This window comes from Brachybacterium timonense, from assembly GCF_900258505.1.
GTDB lineage: Bacteria > Actinomycetota > Actinomycetes > Actinomycetales > Dermabacteraceae > Brachybacterium > Brachybacterium timonense.
Window position 1 is genome coordinate 1,130,363 of record NZ_LT984895.1, and the last position, 16,635, is coordinate 1,146,997.

A 16,635-nucleotide genomic window follows, 5' to 3' on the forward strand; every position below is an offset into this window, starting at 1 on the left:
TCCGAAACGAGCCAGTCCGTATGACCCTCCGCCACCGCTCTGACCTCCGTAACGTCGCCATCGTCGCCCACGTCGATCACGGAAAGACCACGCTCGTGGACGCCATGCTCACGCAGGGTGGCGCCTTCGGTGACCACGACAAACACGACGAGCGGGCGATGGATTCCGGTGAGCTTGAGCGCGAGAAGGGCATCACGATCCTCGCGAAGAACACCGCGATCCGATACACGGGGCCGACGGCCGCCGCCGTGGGCGAGCCCGACGGACTCACCATCAACGTGATCGATACGCCCGGCCACGCCGATTTCGGCGGCGAGGTGGAACGCGGCCTGTCCATGGTCGATGGCGTCGTGTTGCTCGTGGACGCCTCCGAAGGGCCGCTGCCGCAGACCCGCTTCGTGCTGCGCAAGGCACTCGCCGCGAACTTGCCCGTCATCCTCGTGGTCAACAAGGTGGACCGCCCCGACGCACGCATCGACGAGGTCGTCTCCGAGTCCACCGATCTGCTGCTGGGGCTCGCCTCGGACCTTGCGGAGGAGGTGCCCGATATCGACATCGACGCCGTGCTCGACGTGCCCGTGGTCTACGCCTCCGGGAAGGCCGGCCGCGCCTCGCTGACCAAGCCGGCCGACGGCACCTTGCCGGAGGAGACCACGGTTGAAGCACTGTTCAAGACGATCCTCGAGTCGATTCCCGCGCCGAGCTACGACGACGAGATCCCACTGCAGGCACATGTGACGAACCTCGACGCCTCACCGTTCCTGGGCCGCATCGCGCTGCTGCGCATCAAGAGCGGTGAGCTCACCAAGGGCCAGCAGGTCGCCTGGTGCACCCAGCACGGTGAGACGAAGACGGTGAAGGTCACCGAGCTGCTGGAGACCAAGGGGCTCAGCCGTGAGCCCATGACTCGTCCAGCCCGTCCCGGCGACATCGTCGCGGTGGCTGGCATTCCCGAGATCATGATCGGCGAGACCCTCGCGGACGTGAACGATCCGCGCCCGCTGCCCCTGATCACCGTGGATGAGCCAGCGATCGCCATGACCATCGGGATCAACACCTCCCCGCTTGCGGGCAAGAACGGCAAGGGCCATAAACTCACTGCCCGCCAGGTGAAGGACCGCCTGGATTCCGAGCTTGTGGGCAATGTGTCGCTGCGTGTTCTGCCCACGGATCGCCCCGATGCCTGGGAGGTGCAGGGCCGCGGCGAGCTGGCGCTCGCCATCCTGGTGGAACAGATGCGCCGGGAGGGCTTCGAGCTGACCGTCGGCAAACCCACCGTGCTCACCCGCGAGATCGACGGCGTCGTGCAGGAGCCCGTCGAGCGCATGACCGTGGACGTGCCTGAGGAATACCTCGGCACCGTCACCCAGCTGATGGCCTCCCGCAAGGGCCGCATGGACACGATGAGCAATCACGGCTCCGGCTGGGTGCGTATGGAGTTCGTGGTGCCCTCCCGTGGCCTGATCGGCTTCCGCACCCGGTTCATGACCGAGACACGCGGCAACGGCATCGCCTCCTCCTACGCCGACGGCTACGCCCCGTGGATGGGCCCCATCGAATTCCGCAGCACCGGATCGCTCGTCGCCGACCGCGCCGGGTCCGTCACCCCGTACGCGATGATCAACCTGCAAGAGCGTGGCTCGTTCTTCGTCGAGCCCACCTCGGAGGTGTATGAGGGCCAGGTCGTCGGAGAGAACAGCCGCCACGAGGACATGGACGTCAACATCACCAAGGAGAAGAAGCTGACGAACATGCGCTCGGCAACGGCCGACGCCTTCGAGAACCTGATCCCGCCGCGGAAGCTCACGCTCGAGGAGTCGCTCGAGTTCACGGCTGAAGACGAGTGCGTGGAGGTCACCCCCGAGATCGTGCGGATCCGCAAGGTGATCCTCGACCAGCAGGAGCGCGCCAAGGCCAGGTCGCGCGCGAAGGCGTCTGCGTGAGGTGGCGCCCCGGTCCGCCGCGGACGGTGGACACCACGTCTGTCACCGCGCGGATGGCGCAGGTGACGCAAGCAGTCGTGCTCAGCATCCTGGCGGCCCTGCTGATGATCACGACGCATCGTGTGCGCGTGGAGCTCGGGGGAGTGGACTGGCCCGTCGGCCTGCTCTTCGGGGCGGTGTTCCAGGTGGTCTGCTGCGTGTTCGCCTACGCCTCAACGGGGGCGAGGTTACCGCTGCTGCTGATGGGGTCCCTGTGGGGTCCGTTCGCGCTGCCCTTCCTGGCGCGGGGTGCTGGCGGAGGCGTGCTGCTACCTGCGGAGATCGCCGGTCAGGTGCAGTACAGCGGATGGGTGGTGCAGCTGCTGGGCATCGGTATTCCGTTCGCTGCGGTCGCCGTCGTGTCGCTGGGTCGGCGCCGACGGGTCAGGGCGAGCCGCCGGGCAGGCGCGGATCGCGCCCCGGCCTCGTCGGCGGTGGCGGAACCTCCTTCGCAGCGATGACGGCGCTGCGGGCAACCACGTCTTCGCCGCGCCGTGTCATGACGGTGACCGTCCGTGCGTCCGTGGCGACCACGGTGCCCAGCGCGTCCGTGGTGCCTTCGCCGTGCGGTGAGCTGGCCCGATCGATCCGGTAGCGCAGCACGACGCGTCGCCCGACGTCGAGGAATCGCGCGAAGCCCGGTCCGCTCTCAGCCTGCCTGTCCGGGGGAGTACTGGTCATGCGCTGAGGCTACTGCGCGATCGCAGGCCACCTCGCCTCCGATGACGCACCGCGATAGGCGCACGTCCTTCGACTGTGCGTTCCCCGGCCACCTCGCCTCCGCTGACGCATCGCGACAGGCGTCGTCGTGGCGTCCAGCCTGCGGGCGAGAATAGCGACGGCGGCAGACGGACGGTTGGTCGAGGCGCCGCAATGAGGTCTCGGCGACACGACGGCCGAGGGGTTGGCCTGTGCCCCGGGGACGGTGAGATGATGGCGCGGCCCCACCGCATCGGAAGGACCCTTCATGACCTACGTCATCGCTCTGCCCTGTGTCGACGTCAAGGACCGGGCGTGCGTGGACGAATGCCCCGTCGACTGCATCTACGAGGGCAACCGGATGCTGTACATCCAGCCGGACGAGTGCGTGGACTGCGGCGCCTGCGAGCCGGTCTGCCCCGTCGAGGCGATCTTCTACGAGGACGACACCCCCGATCAGTGGGCTGAGTACTACAAGGCAAATGTCGAGTTCTTCGATGATCTGGGTGCACCGGGCGGCGCCGCGAAGATGGGCGTGATCGATAAGGACCATCCGATCGTCGAGGCCCTGCCGCCGCAGCCGAACCCGCTGGCCTGAGCCTCCGGAGCCGGTGAATCGATGACCACCGCCCCGCACGAGGACAGCGCCGCACACGACGTGCCCACTGCGCAGCCAGCCACCACGAAAGCGCCCCGCACACAGGCAGCCGCTGAGCAGGGGACAATCGCGCACGCAACCGATGCGCAGGCAGCCGATGTGCGCACAGCGTCTGCGCAGGCGCGCCGCTCCCTGGCCGGGACCCTCCCGGCGTTCCCCTGGGATGCGCTCACGCAGGCGCGCGCCACGGCCGCCGCTCACTCCGACGGCATCGTTGACCTGTCTGTCGGCACCCCCGTGGATCCCACGCCTGAGGCGGTGCAGCGCGCACTCGCCGAAGCGTCGAACAGCCCCGGGTACCCCACAACCCAGGGAACCGACGAGCTGCGTGATGCCATCGTCGACTTCACCCGTCGGCGCCGCGGAGCCATCCCGGCGGTGGATCGCGCCGCTGTGCTGCCCACCATCGGGTCGAAGGAACTCGTGGCGCACCTGCCCTTCCAGCTCGGCATCCGAGCGGGCGAGGTCATCGTGCATCCCGCCGTTGCCTACCCGACCTACGACATGGGTGCGCGACTGGTGGGCGCTCATGCTGTGGGCTTGGATCCGCGCGAGCTCGCTGCGCACGGTGACGAGGCCGTCTCCGCGGCTGGTGCTGACCCGGATCGTGTGCGTCTGCTCTGGCTGAACTCCCCGTCCAACCCCACCGGCGAGGTGCTCGACGCTGATACTCTCGCTGCGCTGGTGACCTGGGCGCGCTCGCGCGGCATTGTGATCGCCTCCGATGAGTGCTATGCCCTGCTGCCGTGGACGGTGGATGAGGTTCCGTCGGTGCTCGATGCGCGCGTGAACGGTGGCCGCCTCGACGGCCTGCTGTGCGTGTACTCCCTGTCCAAGCAGTCCAATCTTGCCGGCTATCGAGCCGCGTTCGTGGCTGGTGACCCGGAGCTGATCGGCGAGTTGCTGGCGGTGCGCAAGCAGGCCGGGATGATGCTGCCGGGCCCCGTGCAGCACGCGATGACTGTCGCGCTCGGCGATGACGACGCGGTTCGCCACCAGCATGAGCGATACCGCGCCCGCCGTGAGGTGCTCGCTCCTGCCGTCGAGGCGGCCGGTGGGCGGATCCATGGGTCGCAGGCGGGCCTGTACCTGTGGACCACCTTTGGCGAGGACGCTCTGGAGAGCGTCGCGCGTTTGGCCGAGGCTGGAATCCTGGTAGCGCCCGGAGTGTTCTATGGTGGTCCGGGCGGGACGTTCGTCCGGATCGCTCTGACGGCCACCGACGAGCGGATCGCGGCCGCTGCCGAGCGTCTGCACCGCCTCTGACCCTGTCGATCCTCACCCAGCGCAACGGAGAGCCCATGGATCACGCGCCCAACACCGCACGACTCGGCTACGGCGAGCAGGACATCGAGCTGGAGACCATTCCCGCGGTCGAGGGGAACCCCGGGATCTCCGTGGCGCCCCTGCGCCAGAAGACCGGAGCCGTCACCTACGACCCCGGCTTCATGAACACCGCGAACACCATGTCGCAGATCACCTACATCGATGGTGACGCTGGGATTCTGCGCTATCGCGGCTACCCGATCGAGCAGCTCGCGGAGAAGTCCACCTACCTGGAGACCGCCTATCTGCTGATCCACGGCGAGCTGCCCACCCGCGGTCAGCTCGACAACTTCTGCGCCCAGGTCGAGCGCCGCACACTGCTGGATGAACGCTTCAAGCGTTTGTTCGACGGCTACCCGCGTGACGCGCATCCGATGGCTGTGCTGCAGGCCGGTGTCTCCGCGCTGTCGACCTTCTACCAGGACTCGCTGGATCCCTTCGACGAGGAGCAGGTCCGGCTCTCCTCCGTGCGCCTGCTCGCGAAGGTCCCCACGATGGCCGCGTATGCCCACCGCATCTCGCAGGGCCACGCGCTGCTGTACCCCGACAACCGGCTCTCGCTGATCGAGAACTTCCTGCGCCTGACCTTCGGGCTGCCCGTCGAGGAGTACATCGCCGATCCCGTGCTCGTGCGCGCTATGGAGCAGCTACTGATCCTGCATGCTGATCACGAGCAGAACTGCTCCACCTCTGCCGTGCGTCTGGTCGGATCCGCGCAGGCAAACCTGTTCACCTCCGTCTCCGCGGGCATCGGTGCGCTGTCCGGGCCCGCGCACGGCGGCGCGAACGCCGCCGTGATGGAGATGCTGAACTTCATCCGCGACGAGAAGATCGACCCTCGTGACTACATGGAGAAGGTCAAGCGCAAGGAGGACGGCATCCGGCTCATGGGCTTCGGCCACCGGGTGTACAAGAACTACGACCCTCGCGCCCGCATCGTAAAGTCCATCGTGGACATCGTGCTGGAGCGTCTGGGCATCCACGACGAGCGTCTCGAGCTGGCCATGCAGCTCGAAGAGATCGCCCTGCAGGACGACTACTTCGTCGAGCGCAAGCTGTACCCCAACGTCGACTTCTACACCGGGATCATCTACAAGGCGATGGGCTTCCCCACGCACATGTTCACGGTGCTGTTCGCGATCGGCCGTCTGCCCGGGTGGATCGCCCAGTGGCAAGAGATGATCCACGACCCGGACACCAAGATCGGGCGTCCGCGCCAGATCTACACCGGCGAGGGAGAGCGCGAGTACGTCGCCATGGAGGGCCGCACCGGCACCAGCGAGCTGCGTCTGGCGCAGCTGCAGGAGGAGATCACGCGCCGGGAGGGCTGACAAGCCGGCGCGTCGCAGCTCACATGTGAGGGACCTCGCACGTCAAGGGACCTTTTCCGGGACCTTGGCCCAGGCGGGTGTGAGAGGGGGTCGTAGGCTGGAGTCAACCGCGGAGGGTTGAAGTCCCGATCGCCCTCCGGTATTCGCGAGGAGGCACCCTATGACGTCCGCCACCACCGACCGTCCAGCCGCAGAGACCCCTGAGAGCGACGCCTGGAAGGGCTTCGAGCCCGGCCCGTGGCAGGAGGACATCGACGTACGCGACTTCATCCTGCGTAACTACACGCCGTACGAGGGTGATGCGTCGTTCCTGGCCGGCCCCACCGAGAAGACCCTGAAGGTGTGGGACCACCTGGAGAAGAACTACCTCTCCGAGGAGCGTCGCCGTCGCGTATTCGATGTCGACACCGAAACTCCCGCTGACATCGATGCGTTCCCGGCCGGCTACATCTGCCCGGAGGATGACGTGATCGTCGGTCTGCAGACCGACGTCCCCCTCAAGCGCGCCATGATGCCCAACGGCGGCTGGCGCATGGTGGAGACCGCGATCAAGGAGGCCGGCAAGGAGCCGGATCCGGACATCAAGAAGATCTTCACCCGGTACCGCAAGACCCATAACGATGCGGTCTTCGACATCTACACCCCGCGCATCCGCGCCGCCCGCTCGAGCCACATCATCACCGGCCTGCCGGATGCCTACGGCCGCGGCCGCATCATTGGCGACTACCGTCGTCTGGCGCTGTACGGCGCGGACTTCCTGATCAAGCAGAAGCAGGCCGCGAAGGACGCTGTGGCTGACAAGCCGTTCAGCGAGCACTGGGCGCGCTACCGCGAGGAGCACGCCGAGCAGATCAAGGCGCTGAAGAAGCTCGTGCACCTGGGTGAGCTGTACAACCTCGATCTCACCCGTCCGGCGCGCAACGCTCACGAGGCCGTGCAGTGGACCTACATGGCATACCTTGCCTCGGTGAAGAGCCAGGACGGCGCCGCCATGTCGCTGGGCCGCCTCTCGGCCTTCCTGGATGTCTACTTCGAGCGCGATCTGAAGGCCGGCCTCATCACCGAGACCGACGCGCAGGAGATGATCGATGCGATCGTCATCAAGCTGCGTATCGTCCGCTTCCTGCGCACCATCGATTACGACCAGATCTTCTCCGGCGACCCGTACTGGGCGACCTGGTCCGACGGCGGCATGGGCGAGGATGGCCGCACCCTGGTCACCAAGACCTCGTTCCGTCTGCTGCAGACCCTGCGCAACCTGGGGCCGGCCCCCGAGCCGAACATCACCCTGTTCTGGGATCCGGCCCTGCCCCAGGGATACAAGGACTTCTGCTCCGCGATCTCGATTGAGACCTCCTCGGTGCAGTACGAGTCCGACAAGCAGATCCGCGAGCGCTGGGGTGACGACGCCGCGATCGCCTGCTGCGTCTCCCCGATGAAGGTCGGCAAGCAGATGCAGTTCTTCGGCGCTCGTGTGAATGCCGCGAAGTCACTGCTCTACGCCATCAACGGCGGCCGCGACGAGATGAGCGGCAAGCAGGTCACCGAGCCCGGACTGTTCGAGCCGATCGCAGGCGACGGTCCGCTGGACTTCGACGAGGTCTGGCAGAAGTACGAGGAGATGCTCGACTGGGTGGTGGGCACCTACGTCGAGGCGCTGAACATCATCCACTACTGCCACGACCGCTACGCCTACGAGTCCATCGAGATGGCGCTGCACGACTCGGAGATCGTGCGCACCATGGGCTGCGGCATCGCGGGCCTGTCGATCGTGGCGGACTCGCTGTCTGCCATCAAGTACGCCAAGGTCACTCCCGTGCGTGATGAGACCGGCCTCGTGGTCGACTACATCACCGAGGGTGACTTCCCGGTGTACGGCAACGACGACGATCGCGCTGACGACATCGCCGCTACCGTCGTGCACACGGTGATGAGCAAGATCAAGGAGATCCCGCTGTACCGGGATGCGATCCCGACCCAGTCGGTGCTCACCATCACCTCGAACGTCGTGTACGGCAAGGCCACCGGCTCCTTCCCGTCGGGCCACCAGAAGGGAACCCCCTTCGCTCCCGGCGCGAACCCGGAAAACGGCATGGACAGCCACGGCATGGTGGCCTCGATGCTGTCGGTGGGCAAGCTCGACTACAACGACGCGCTCGACGGCATCTCGCTGACCAACACCATCACCCCGCAGGGACTCGGACGCACCAAGGATGAGCAGGTCAAGAACCTGGTCGGCATCCTCGACGCCGGGTTCATCATGGACGAGCAGGCAGAGGCCTGAGCGTCCACTCCACGACCATCCCCACGACCACCGTCCAGAAGGAGAATCACATGTCCACCAAGACCTTCAATGAGCGTCTCGAGTCCATGAAGGCCAACCGCGCCTGCAACAACATGGAGTCCGGTCTCTACCACGCCAACATCAATGTTCTGAACAAGGACACCCTGCTGGACGCGATGGAGAACCCGGAGAACTACCCGAACCTCACCGTTCGTGTGTCCGGCTACGCGGTGAACTTCGTGAAGCTCACCCGTGAGCAGCAGCTGGACGTGCTCGACCGCACGTTCCACCAGAGCGCCTGAGCATCCGCTCAGCTCTGAACGCGGCGCCGGGCGGGTCATCCCCGTCCGGCGCCGCGTTCGTGGCCCCGTGACAGTGTGCCGACGGGGCTCCTCACGCAGCAGCTGCGCCCGCTGCGTCCTCCGCCTGATCCTGCAGTTCCAACCTGAGGAGTGCCCATGCCCGAGACGACCTTCCTGAACTTGGGGATGCCCACCGACCGCCGTCTTGGCGCCGGCATCGAAGGGATGGCCGAGGCTGAGCTGGAGCGCTCCGACCGGCTCAAGGCCATCCGCGAGGGATCCCTGGCCTCCGTGCACTCATGGGAGCTGGTCACCGCGGTGGATGGCCCCGGCACGCGCATGACGATCTTCTTCTCCGGTTGTCCCTTGCGCTGCGTGTACTGCCACAACCCGGACACGATGGAGATGCGCCGCGGCCAGGACGTCACGCTCGACGAGATCGTGGAGCGCGTGAAGCGCTACCGCCGCGTGTTCCAGGCATCCGGTGGTGGCATCACTCTCTCCGGCGGTGAGGTGCTCATGCAGCCGGCCTTCGCCAAGCGTGTCCTGATCGCTGCCAAGGAGATGGGCATCCATACCGCGATCGACACATCCGGATTCCTGGGCGCCGCCGCCACGGACTCTTTCCTGGAGAACGTGGATCTGGTGCTGCTGGACGTCAAGAGCGGCATCCCGGAGGTGTACAAGAAACTCACGGGCCGGCCACTCAAGCCGACGATCGACTTCGGTGACCGTTTGTCACAGAAGGGCATCGACACCTGGATCCGTTTCGTGGTGGTGCCCGGGTGGACCGACGACGAAGCCAATGTCGAGGCGATCGCGGACATCCTGGAGCGCTGGCGGAACATCATCCAGCGTGTTGAGGTACTGCCCTTCCACAACATGGGGCAGGACAAGTGGGATCAGCTCGGCATGGACTACAAGCTGCGCGACGTCCAGCCGCCGTCGAACGACGTCGTTGAGCGTGTCCGCTCCCAGTTCCGCACCCGCGGCTTCGAGGTGCACTGACCGACGGCCGACGGGTCACGGCTAAGCCTGCAGGACACCCATCGGCGTCATCGGCGTCTGAGCACAACACCGGGGGCCGGTGCCGCAGGGCGTGACTGGGCTGTTTACTGGCCGGCGACGACCACAATGACGTGGTTGGCATCGCCACCGGTGGCCTGCCCCCAGGAGTCGGCCTGTTTTCCGCGTGCGGCCCGGTCCCAGTACCTGCCCTGGTACGACACCTGGATGACGCCGTCCTCGGCAGCGCGGGCCACCGCCCAGTTCGCGAGCGCCCAGCCAAGGGTCTCATCACCGCTGGTGTCGATCCGCACGGCGGTGGCGCCCGCGCCGGACTGCGCCTGAGGCGCCGCCTGGGATACGTCGACCAGGGAGGTGCTGATCGTCCCGTTCTCACTCAGGCGTGGGAACTGGCGTGCGACCTCGTCGCGCAGAGTCACGGGTGAGACGGTTCCGCCCACCGGATTCAGAGTGCACACGAGGTTCGGTCCCGACTGCCCGGTGAGGGCGGAGGCGTATAGGCGTCCCTCCGTCTCGTGATCGCGGTAGGCCTCGGGGTGGCCGCTGCGCTGCACCTTCTGGGCCACGTCGTTGATGTCTGCCTGCGTGTAGTCGGGGACTTTCACCAGTGCGTCGTAGAACGCGTTGGTGGAGTAGACGGGATCCATGATCTGCTCTGCGGTTCCCCATCCCTGGCTGGGCCGCTGCTGGAAGAGCCCCAGGGAGTCGCGGTCGCCGTAGTCGATGTTGCGCAGCTGCGACTCCTGGTAGGCGGTGGCCAGGGCGATCGAGGCTGCGCGCGGCGGCAACTCACGATCCACCGCGATCGCGCTGATCAGCGCCGCGTTGGAGACCCTGTCCGTGGTGTAGCGATGTGACGTGCCAAGCCCAGTGGCGGTGCACGTGCCCTCATGCGCGGGGGAGCCGTAGGTGCGCAGCGCCAGGTAGGAGCCGCCTGCGATGCCCACGAACAGCAGCACCATCACAAGCGGGATCACCAGGTGCCGGGATGCGCGCCGCCGCTTGGGAGACACCGGATCAGTTCGCGTGCAGTGCTGCGTTGAGCTCGACAGTGGAACCCTCGCGGGCGACCACTTCGACGGCGCCAGACACCGAGTTACGGCGGAACAGCAGGTTGGACACGCCCGAGAGGTCGCGCGCCTTCACGACGACGGGGGAGCCGTCCTCACCCTGCTGGCCGACGACCGTCACCTTGGTGCCGGCGGTGATGTACAGGCCCGCCTCGACCACGCAGTCATCGCCGAGCGCGATGCCGATACCGGCCTCCGCGCCCACGAGGGAGCGCTTGCCGATCCGCACCCGCTCGGTGCCGCCGCCCGAGAGGGTGCCCATGGTGGAAGCGCCCCCGCCCACGTCAGAGCCGTCCTCGACGATGACGCCCTGGGAGATGCGGCCCTCGACCATGGATGCACCGAGCGTGCCGGCGTTGAAGTTCACGAAGCCCTCATGCATGACGGTGGTGCCCTCGGCGAGGTGGGCGCCCAGACGCACCCGGTCAGCATCGCCGATGCGCACACCGGTGGGCAGCACGTAGTCGACCATGCGCGGGAACTTGTCGACGCTGAGCACGGTCGGAGTACGACCCGCAGCGATGAGCCGCAGGCGGGTCTCCTCGAAACCGGTCACGGCGCAGGGACCCTCGGAGGTCCACACCACGTTGGTGAGCTTCCCGAAGAGCCCGTCGAGGTTCTGGGCGTTGGGCTGCACGAGGCGGTGGGAGAGCAGGTGCAGTCGCAGGTACGCGTCGGCGGTGCTGGCAGGCGGCTCGTCCAGGGAGATCGCGGCGACCTGCACCTCCTGGCGGGTGCCGCGGGCGTCGTCGTCGCGGGCCATGGCGCTCAGCTGAGCGTGCAGCGGATGGGCCGACGGATCGGCGGGCGCCTCACCGAGCTGGGGGGAGGGGTATCGCACGTCCAGCACAGAGCCGTCGGCGGCGATCGTCGCCAGGCCGATGCCCCAGGCGGTGCGGGCGGTCGTGGTCGCGGTCTCAGTCGCTGCGGTGCTCATGAGCGTGATTCTACGAACCCGACCCTGGATCCTCGTCGTACGGATCCGCCACGAGGACGTACATCACTCGGAAGGTATGGGCGGTGCCCTCGGAGTCCGGGTCGTCCGGAACGGAGGCGCCGTCCGCGTCACGGTTCAGCCGGTTGTACTCGTCGACGATCGCGCTGATTCGCCGGTTGAGTTCGGAGGCCTGCGAGTGATCCAGACGGAGTGTGGTGGCGAACATCTGGCCATTTCCGCGGCGTGACGGGGTCTCGGAGCTCAGCGCTGCATGGCGTGCCATCTCGGCCGCCCAGGCGGAGCGCATCCAGTCGAAGGCGGTCAGTGCCATCGCCCCCGAGGCGCTCACGTAGTCCTCGTCGACGAAGTCCGGGTCATTGATGGAGCGTCCTTCGCGTCCATGCGCGTAGGAGTTCTGCGCGAGCCGCCAGACCCGGTCGCGGCGGTCACGGGCCGCCTCCGGCGCTTCGGTGATCACGCCGCCGCGGGCCAGGATCCGCAGGTGGTAGCTGACCGAGTTGGCGGGGATGCCGAGGTCGGCGGCGATGTCCGCGGCCCGGGCGGTGCCGCGCCTGCCGACCCGCTCCATGATGTCCAGGCGCAGGGGATGGGCCATGGCGCGCAATTGGTCGCGGGAGGCGTATTCCCGCGCCTCTTGCGACGGGTTTGTCGGATCCTCACGTCGCGTCTTCTCGGGCCGGGTGTCCTCGCTCATTCCACGAGTCTAGGTGCTGCCCGCGATTCGTTGCGCAATACATGTTGCGCAAGTTGTGTTGCGCATCTAGGGTCTGGCTATGACGACCACGCCGACCGCCCCGGTTCCCCTGCGACGCAATCGTGAATATCTGCTCTGGTTCACCGGTGATGTTGCTGCCGGGATCGGGTCAGGGATCGGGCAGTTCGCCTACCCGCTCATCGCCTTCGCCGTGACCGGGTCCCTCTCCGCTGCTGGCATCGTCGGGATGTGCGGGGCGACCGCGCTGCTGGTCGGGATGCTGCCCGGGGGAGTGATCGCTGACCGCGTCGACCGCCGGCGACTGAGGATGCTCAGCGGGGCTCTGGGCGTTGCCACCCAGGTGCTGCTCGTCGCGGTCCTTCTCGCCGGGGTGGCCTCCCTCGCTGTGCTCGCGGCGCTGACCGTGGTGGACCGCCTGCGGGGAGCGCTGCTCGGCTCGGCCTCGGACGCGATGCTGAAGAGGCTCGCGCATCCGTCCCAGTTCCCTGCGGCGATGTCCGCCAATCAGGGCCGTGACGCGGCGATCGAGCTCGGCACGGCACCGGCCGGCGGCGCGCTGCTCGGGGTCCACATCGCGATGCCCGCGGTCATGCAGGGTGTTGGGCATCTCCTCTCCCTGCTGTGCACCTGGGGCATGCACGGCGACTATCGCCCGCGCGATGCGGAGACTGAGCGCGCCCATCCGATCGCCGACCTCGTCGACGGTGGGCGCTGGATGCTCCGGCAGCAGGCCAGGGTGCAGATCGCCCTTGCCGCCGCACTCGCGAACGCCGGGTCCAATGGTGCCTTCCTCGCGCTCACCCTGGCGCTCGCTGCCGACGGCGTGAGCGCGGTGCGGATCGGCCTGCTCACCACCGCCTTCGCGGTCGCCCTCATCATCGGCTCTCTCGTCGCGCCTGCGCTAGTCAGGACGGTGCCGACAGGCGTGCTGGCGATCATTGTCCTGGTGCTCGTCGCCGGGTTCGCCCTCGCCATGCCGCTGGCCTCGAGCATGTGGGTGATCAGCGCGCTCTGGGCCGGCACGGGGCTGTGCGTCGCCCCGCTGAACGCCGCGGTCATGGGTTTCTTCCTGCAGATCACGCCGAACGAGATGCAGGGGCGCGCGGGGGCGATGACCGGGCTGCTCGCCATGGGGCTGATGCCGCTGGCGACGGCCTTCGCAGGCTTCGGCCTCGACCACCTCGGTCGCGTCCCGACGCTGGCGACTTTCGCGGCGGTGTGTGCGCTCGGTGCGGTCGTCCTTGCGGCTGGGCGGCAGGCTCGGCGGATCCCGGCCTCTCCGCTCTGGGGTGACTATGCGCGCGGTGAAGGGCTCGTGCCAGCCCAGGGTGACCTGGCCGCCACCGGCGCGGTGGATCGCTGAGTGGCGTGGGGAGCGTGTGTGATTCTCGTCGGCTGACCCGTGCTGAGCATCCAAGAAAGCTTGATGGGGTCCATCATTGGACGCTATGAGTAGTCCTCTCTTGCGCCGTGACGTCGGCTTTGCACAGTTGGTTGCGTACGGTCTCGTCTTCATCGGGCCCGCCGCAGCGGTCGGCGTGTTCGGCACGCTGGACGCACGATCCGGAGGCGTCGTTCCTGTCGTCTACCTGCTCGCAACCCTCGCCATGGCCCTCACAGCAGCGAGCTACGCCGCGATGAGCGCGGCCGTTCCCAGCGCAGGATCCGTTTTCGCCTACGCGAGCGCTGGCATCGGGCGTCGGACCGGGCATATGGGCGGCTGGATGGTGTTGCTGGACTACCTGCTTATTCCGTCGGTGGCCTACCTCTTCACCGGCATCGCGCTGCACTCGGTATTTCCAGCGATCCCCGTCTGGGTGTACGTGGCCGCGGCCGTTGCGATCACCACGGCGCTGAACCTCGCGGGTGTGTCCGTCACCGCAAAGGTGTCCATGGTGGTGGTGATCGTCGAGGTCGCCGTGCTGCTTATCGTGCTGATCGCCGCAGTCGGCGTGCTGATCACTCACGGCCCGGTGCGCGGCTGGCTCGATCCGCTCACCGGGGGCTCAGGCGGCTTCCACCCGCATCTGGTGCTCGGCGCCGTCTCGATCGCGGTGCTGTCCTACCTAGGATTTGATGCGCTCGCCACCTTCGCTGAGGAGACGAAGGGGTCCAGCCGCGTCATCGGACGCGCGACGCTCGTCTGCCTCGTCGTAGCCGGCGTGCTGTTCATGGCGCAGACCTACATCGGCGCCCTGCTGAGCCCGCTGAGCACGCACGAGCTGCAGGCCGATCCCTCCCTGCAGGGCGATGCGTACTACCGCATGGTTGACGAGCAGATCAGCCCGGTCCTTCACACCGCTCTTGCCCTCGCCAAGGCCGTGGGGGCGATGTTCTCCGCGCTCGTCGGGCAGGCAGCGGGCTCGCGTGTTCTCATGGCCATGGGGCGGGATGGTTCGCTACCGCGGGTGCTGGGACGCGTCTCTGCTCGGACCGGCGCCCCTCTGATCGGCACGCTCGTAGCGGCTACCGGCAACGTGCTCGTCTCGCTGTGGGCGGCGCAGCGAGCCGACGGACTCGATGTGGTGGTCTCGATCGTCGACGTGGGCGCGCTCGTCGGCTTCACGCTGGTGCACCTGTCGGTGATCGGATACTTCCTCCTCGCCCGTCGGGGCGAGACCCGCAGCGTGTTCCGCCACGGCGTGATCCCGGTGATCGGCGCCGCTGTGCTCGTGGTGGTGCTCGTGAACTCCTCAGGCCTCGCCCTGATCGTCGGCGGAATCTGGGCCCTCGTGGGTGCCGTGATCATGCTGGCGCGAGGCGTGGGGCGCGCCGAGAGCTGATCGCCTCACCGAGGCCTCAGCGGTTCGCCCAGCCATGCGACGGACTGGGCACGGCGCACCGTCTCCTCCGTCCAGCGCGAGTTCAGACGAAACCACAGCACGCTGAGGCCGAAACAGACGACGCCCAGAGCCAAAAGCAGTGCTCCAACCTCCGTCGGCATAGAGGACGGATCGAGCAAGGACAGCAACAGGATCAGCGCGCCCGCTACTGCGCTCGCGACGCCGAGGGCCAGCATGAGAGCTGGGCCGAGCGCCCTGACGAAGCTCGGCCCGAGGGTGACGCGCTGCAGCGGTCGCCGGACGGGAATGCCACGCGCCAGTTGGCCTCGCCGCGCCACCGCCCAGGCCAGCAGCCGTCGATCGCGCAGCCGACGCGCCACGGAGCCTGCGGCCGCAGCGAGGAGCACCAGAGCCACCGCGGTGGAAAGCAGGAGGATGGCGACATCGGACACCGTATTCCGCCCGTCGTTCTCGATGATGTCCACGAGGACGGTCGCGAGGAACGCGGCGAACGCCAGCACCAGCAGCAGCGCTTCGAGGATGCGCAGGGGCATCTGCCGGGCGCCTTGCTCCGCCCGCGCGGCGGATTCCAGTTCATCGGGCATCGGGTCGATGCCCTCCTCGAGCGCCACTCGTCGTTCGGAGGCGACAAGGTCGACGAACTCTTCCACGCCCAGTTCTCCGTCCCGGTCCCAGCCTGAGACATGTGCATAGGCTGCTCGGCGTTCGGGGCCGAGCCAGTCCGCCACCGCGATGGCGTGGGCGAGTGCTTTCTCTGGCGGTTCCAGATCGGAGGAGGCGGCAGCGCGCAGCCGAGCTACAACTCTGTCGCGCCCCAGCACGTTCACGAGCATGCCCATTGCTGTCCTCCAGAGTTGAGGGGGCTGATCCCGCCAGCGTATCGGGACGCGGGCTCGTCAGCTGCCGACGGTGTGAGTGCTCCGTCGTGTGATGCCGCATCCGGTGGACGGATGTTCTAGGGCCAGCGCAGAAACCCGAGCTCCCGGGCCTGGGACGGGGTCAGGGCGGCGCGTCCCCGGGCGATCGACCGCACGCGCCAATGCATGCGCAGCGCAGTGCCAACGCCACCGATGAACAGGAGTACGAGGCCGACGCCCGTCAACGGGAGGGTCTGACCGATGCTCGGCCCGTCGGACGAGCCGGAGACCACGATGATCAGAGTCATGAGGCCGCCAGAGAGAGCCGTGAATCCACCGCCGGTCAGCAGCAGGATGGGGCCGATGGTCGCGATGATGGCCCCGAGCGCCGGTTCATGCTGCAGGGGCGGTGTGGCCGGGATGCCATGGGCGATCCCGCGGCCTTGGCGAGCGGCCTCGGGCTTCGGGCGCTGAGGACCGGCTGCTCGAGAGCGCGGTCTCCGGCGTCGCCAGACGCCAGGAGCGCCGCCCTGCGCTCAGCGGCGAGCTGCTCGACGAACCGTTCCTCGTCGGCCGTGTCCCAGCCAGCCGCGGCGGCGCAGACGGACCGCAGCTCTGGGCCG

16 protein-coding genes are annotated in these 16,635 nt (G+C 67.6%); 10 read left to right on the plus strand and 6 right to left on the minus strand.

The annotated features are described in order from the left end of the window. Window positions 1–20 precede the first annotated feature (20 nt). Entirely contained in the window at window positions 21–1,943 is a 1,923-nt protein-coding gene (typA, locus tag C8271_RS04905) for a translational GTPase TypA (RefSeq protein ID WP_106506361.1), read from the plus strand. Window positions 1,944–1,969: 26 nt separating this feature from the next. Then, window positions 1,970–2,443 carry a hypothetical protein gene (locus C8271_RS04910; protein WP_245920900.1) on the plus strand — a complete coding sequence of 158 codons (474 nt, stop codon included), beginning with the start codon at window positions 1,970–1,972 and terminating at the stop codon, window positions 2,441–2,443. Here C8271_RS04910 and C8271_RS04915 read toward each other — a convergent pair. Then, window positions 2,367–2,663, minus strand: a complete 297-nt coding sequence (locus C8271_RS04915; RefSeq protein WP_106506362.1) for a putative acetyltransferase — start codon at window positions 2,661–2,663, stop codon at window positions 2,367–2,369. The two genes, C8271_RS04910 and C8271_RS04915, sit on opposite strands and share 77 nt — an antisense overlap. 286 nt (window positions 2,664–2,949) lie before the next feature. Between C8271_RS04915 and fdxA the strand changes: the two genes are divergently transcribed. The 6 genes from fdxA (at window position 2,950) to pflA (ending at window position 9,590) form a co-directional block, all read left to right on the plus strand. After that, window positions 2,950–3,279 carry a ferredoxin gene (gene fdxA / locus C8271_RS04920; protein ID WP_106506363.1) on the plus strand — a complete coding sequence of 110 codons (330 nt, stop codon included), beginning with the start codon at window positions 2,950–2,952 and terminating at the stop codon, window positions 3,277–3,279. A 21-nt stretch (window positions 3,280–3,300) separates the two neighbouring features. Beyond that, the gene (dapC, locus tag C8271_RS04925; RefSeq protein ID WP_106506364.1) at window positions 3,301–4,605 is read left to right on the plus strand and encodes a succinyldiaminopimelate transaminase; all 1,305 of its coding nucleotides are present in this window, start codon (window positions 3,301–3,303) and stop codon (window positions 4,603–4,605) included. 35 nt (window positions 4,606–4,640) lie between these two features. Then, window positions 4,641–5,996 (plus strand): citrate synthase, encoded by a 1,356-nt coding sequence (locus tag C8271_RS04930; RefSeq protein WP_106506365.1) that lies wholly within the window; start codon window positions 4,641–4,643, stop codon window positions 5,994–5,996. A 160-nt stretch (window positions 5,997–6,156) separates the two neighbouring features. Further along, window positions 6,157–8,280 carry a pyruvate formate lyase family protein gene (locus C8271_RS04935; protein WP_106506366.1) on the plus strand — a complete coding sequence of 708 codons (2,124 nt, stop codon included), beginning with the start codon at window positions 6,157–6,159 and terminating at the stop codon, window positions 8,278–8,280. A 17-nt stretch (window positions 8,281–8,297) separates the two neighbouring features. Beyond that, complete coding sequence (gene grcA2 / locus C8271_RS14280; protein WP_425428202.1) at window positions 8,298–8,582, plus strand: autonomous glycyl radical cofactor GrcA2; 285 nt, start codon at window positions 8,298–8,300, stop codon at window positions 8,580–8,582. Window positions 8,583–8,738: 156 nt separating this feature from the next. After that, window positions 8,739–9,590, plus strand: a complete 852-nt coding sequence (gene pflA / locus C8271_RS04945) for a pyruvate formate-lyase-activating protein (RefSeq protein ID WP_106506368.1) — start codon at window positions 8,739–8,741, stop codon at window positions 9,588–9,590. Between the two features lie 104 nt (window positions 9,591–9,694). Here pflA and C8271_RS04950 read toward each other — a convergent pair whose 3' ends face one another. The 3 genes from C8271_RS04950 to C8271_RS04960 are packed head-to-tail and all read right to left on the minus strand — an operon-like array spanning window position 9,695 to window position 12,330. Then, entirely contained in the window at window positions 9,695–10,570 is an 876-nt protein-coding gene (locus tag C8271_RS04950) for a VldE C-terminal domain-containing protein (RefSeq protein ID WP_425428203.1), read from the minus strand. A gap of 55 nt (window positions 10,571–10,625) precedes the next feature. Continuing rightward, on the minus strand, window positions 10,626–11,615 hold the full coding sequence (gene dapD, locus C8271_RS04955) for a 2,3,4,5-tetrahydropyridine-2,6-dicarboxylate N-succinyltransferase (RefSeq protein ID WP_106506369.1): 990 nt from the start codon (window positions 11,613–11,615) through the stop codon (window positions 10,626–10,628). A 10-nt stretch (window positions 11,616–11,625) separates the two neighbouring features. Next, entirely contained in the window at window positions 11,626–12,330 is a 705-nt protein-coding gene (locus C8271_RS04960) for a winged helix-turn-helix domain-containing protein (RefSeq protein ID WP_106506370.1), read from the minus strand. 79 nt (window positions 12,331–12,409) lie between these two features. Here C8271_RS04960 and C8271_RS04965 point away from each other — a divergent pair, with 79 nt between their 5' ends. Together C8271_RS04965 and C8271_RS04970 are read left to right on the plus strand one after the other, a co-directional pair. Beyond that, complete coding sequence (locus tag C8271_RS04965; RefSeq protein WP_106506371.1) at window positions 12,410–13,714, plus strand: MFS transporter; 1,305 nt, start codon at window positions 12,410–12,412, stop codon at window positions 13,712–13,714. An 85-nt stretch (window positions 13,715–13,799) separates the two neighbouring features. Next, window positions 13,800–15,134 (plus strand): APC family permease, encoded by a 1,335-nt coding sequence (locus tag C8271_RS04970; RefSeq protein ID WP_106506372.1) that lies wholly within the window; start codon window positions 13,800–13,802, stop codon window positions 15,132–15,134. 5 nt (window positions 15,135–15,139) lie between these two features. On the opposite strand, the gene C8271_RS04975 is transcribed toward C8271_RS04970, so the two are convergent. Then, window positions 15,140–15,988, minus strand: a complete 849-nt coding sequence (locus tag C8271_RS04975; RefSeq protein ID WP_138774526.1) for a hypothetical protein — start codon at window positions 15,986–15,988, stop codon at window positions 15,140–15,142. A 122-nt stretch (window positions 15,989–16,110) separates the two neighbouring features. Next, window positions 16,111–16,320 carry a hypothetical protein gene (locus C8271_RS04980; RefSeq protein ID WP_106506374.1) on the minus strand — a complete coding sequence of 70 codons (210 nt, stop codon included), beginning with the start codon at window positions 16,318–16,320 and terminating at the stop codon, window positions 16,111–16,113. Between the last annotated feature and the right edge of the window lie 315 nt (window positions 16,321–16,635).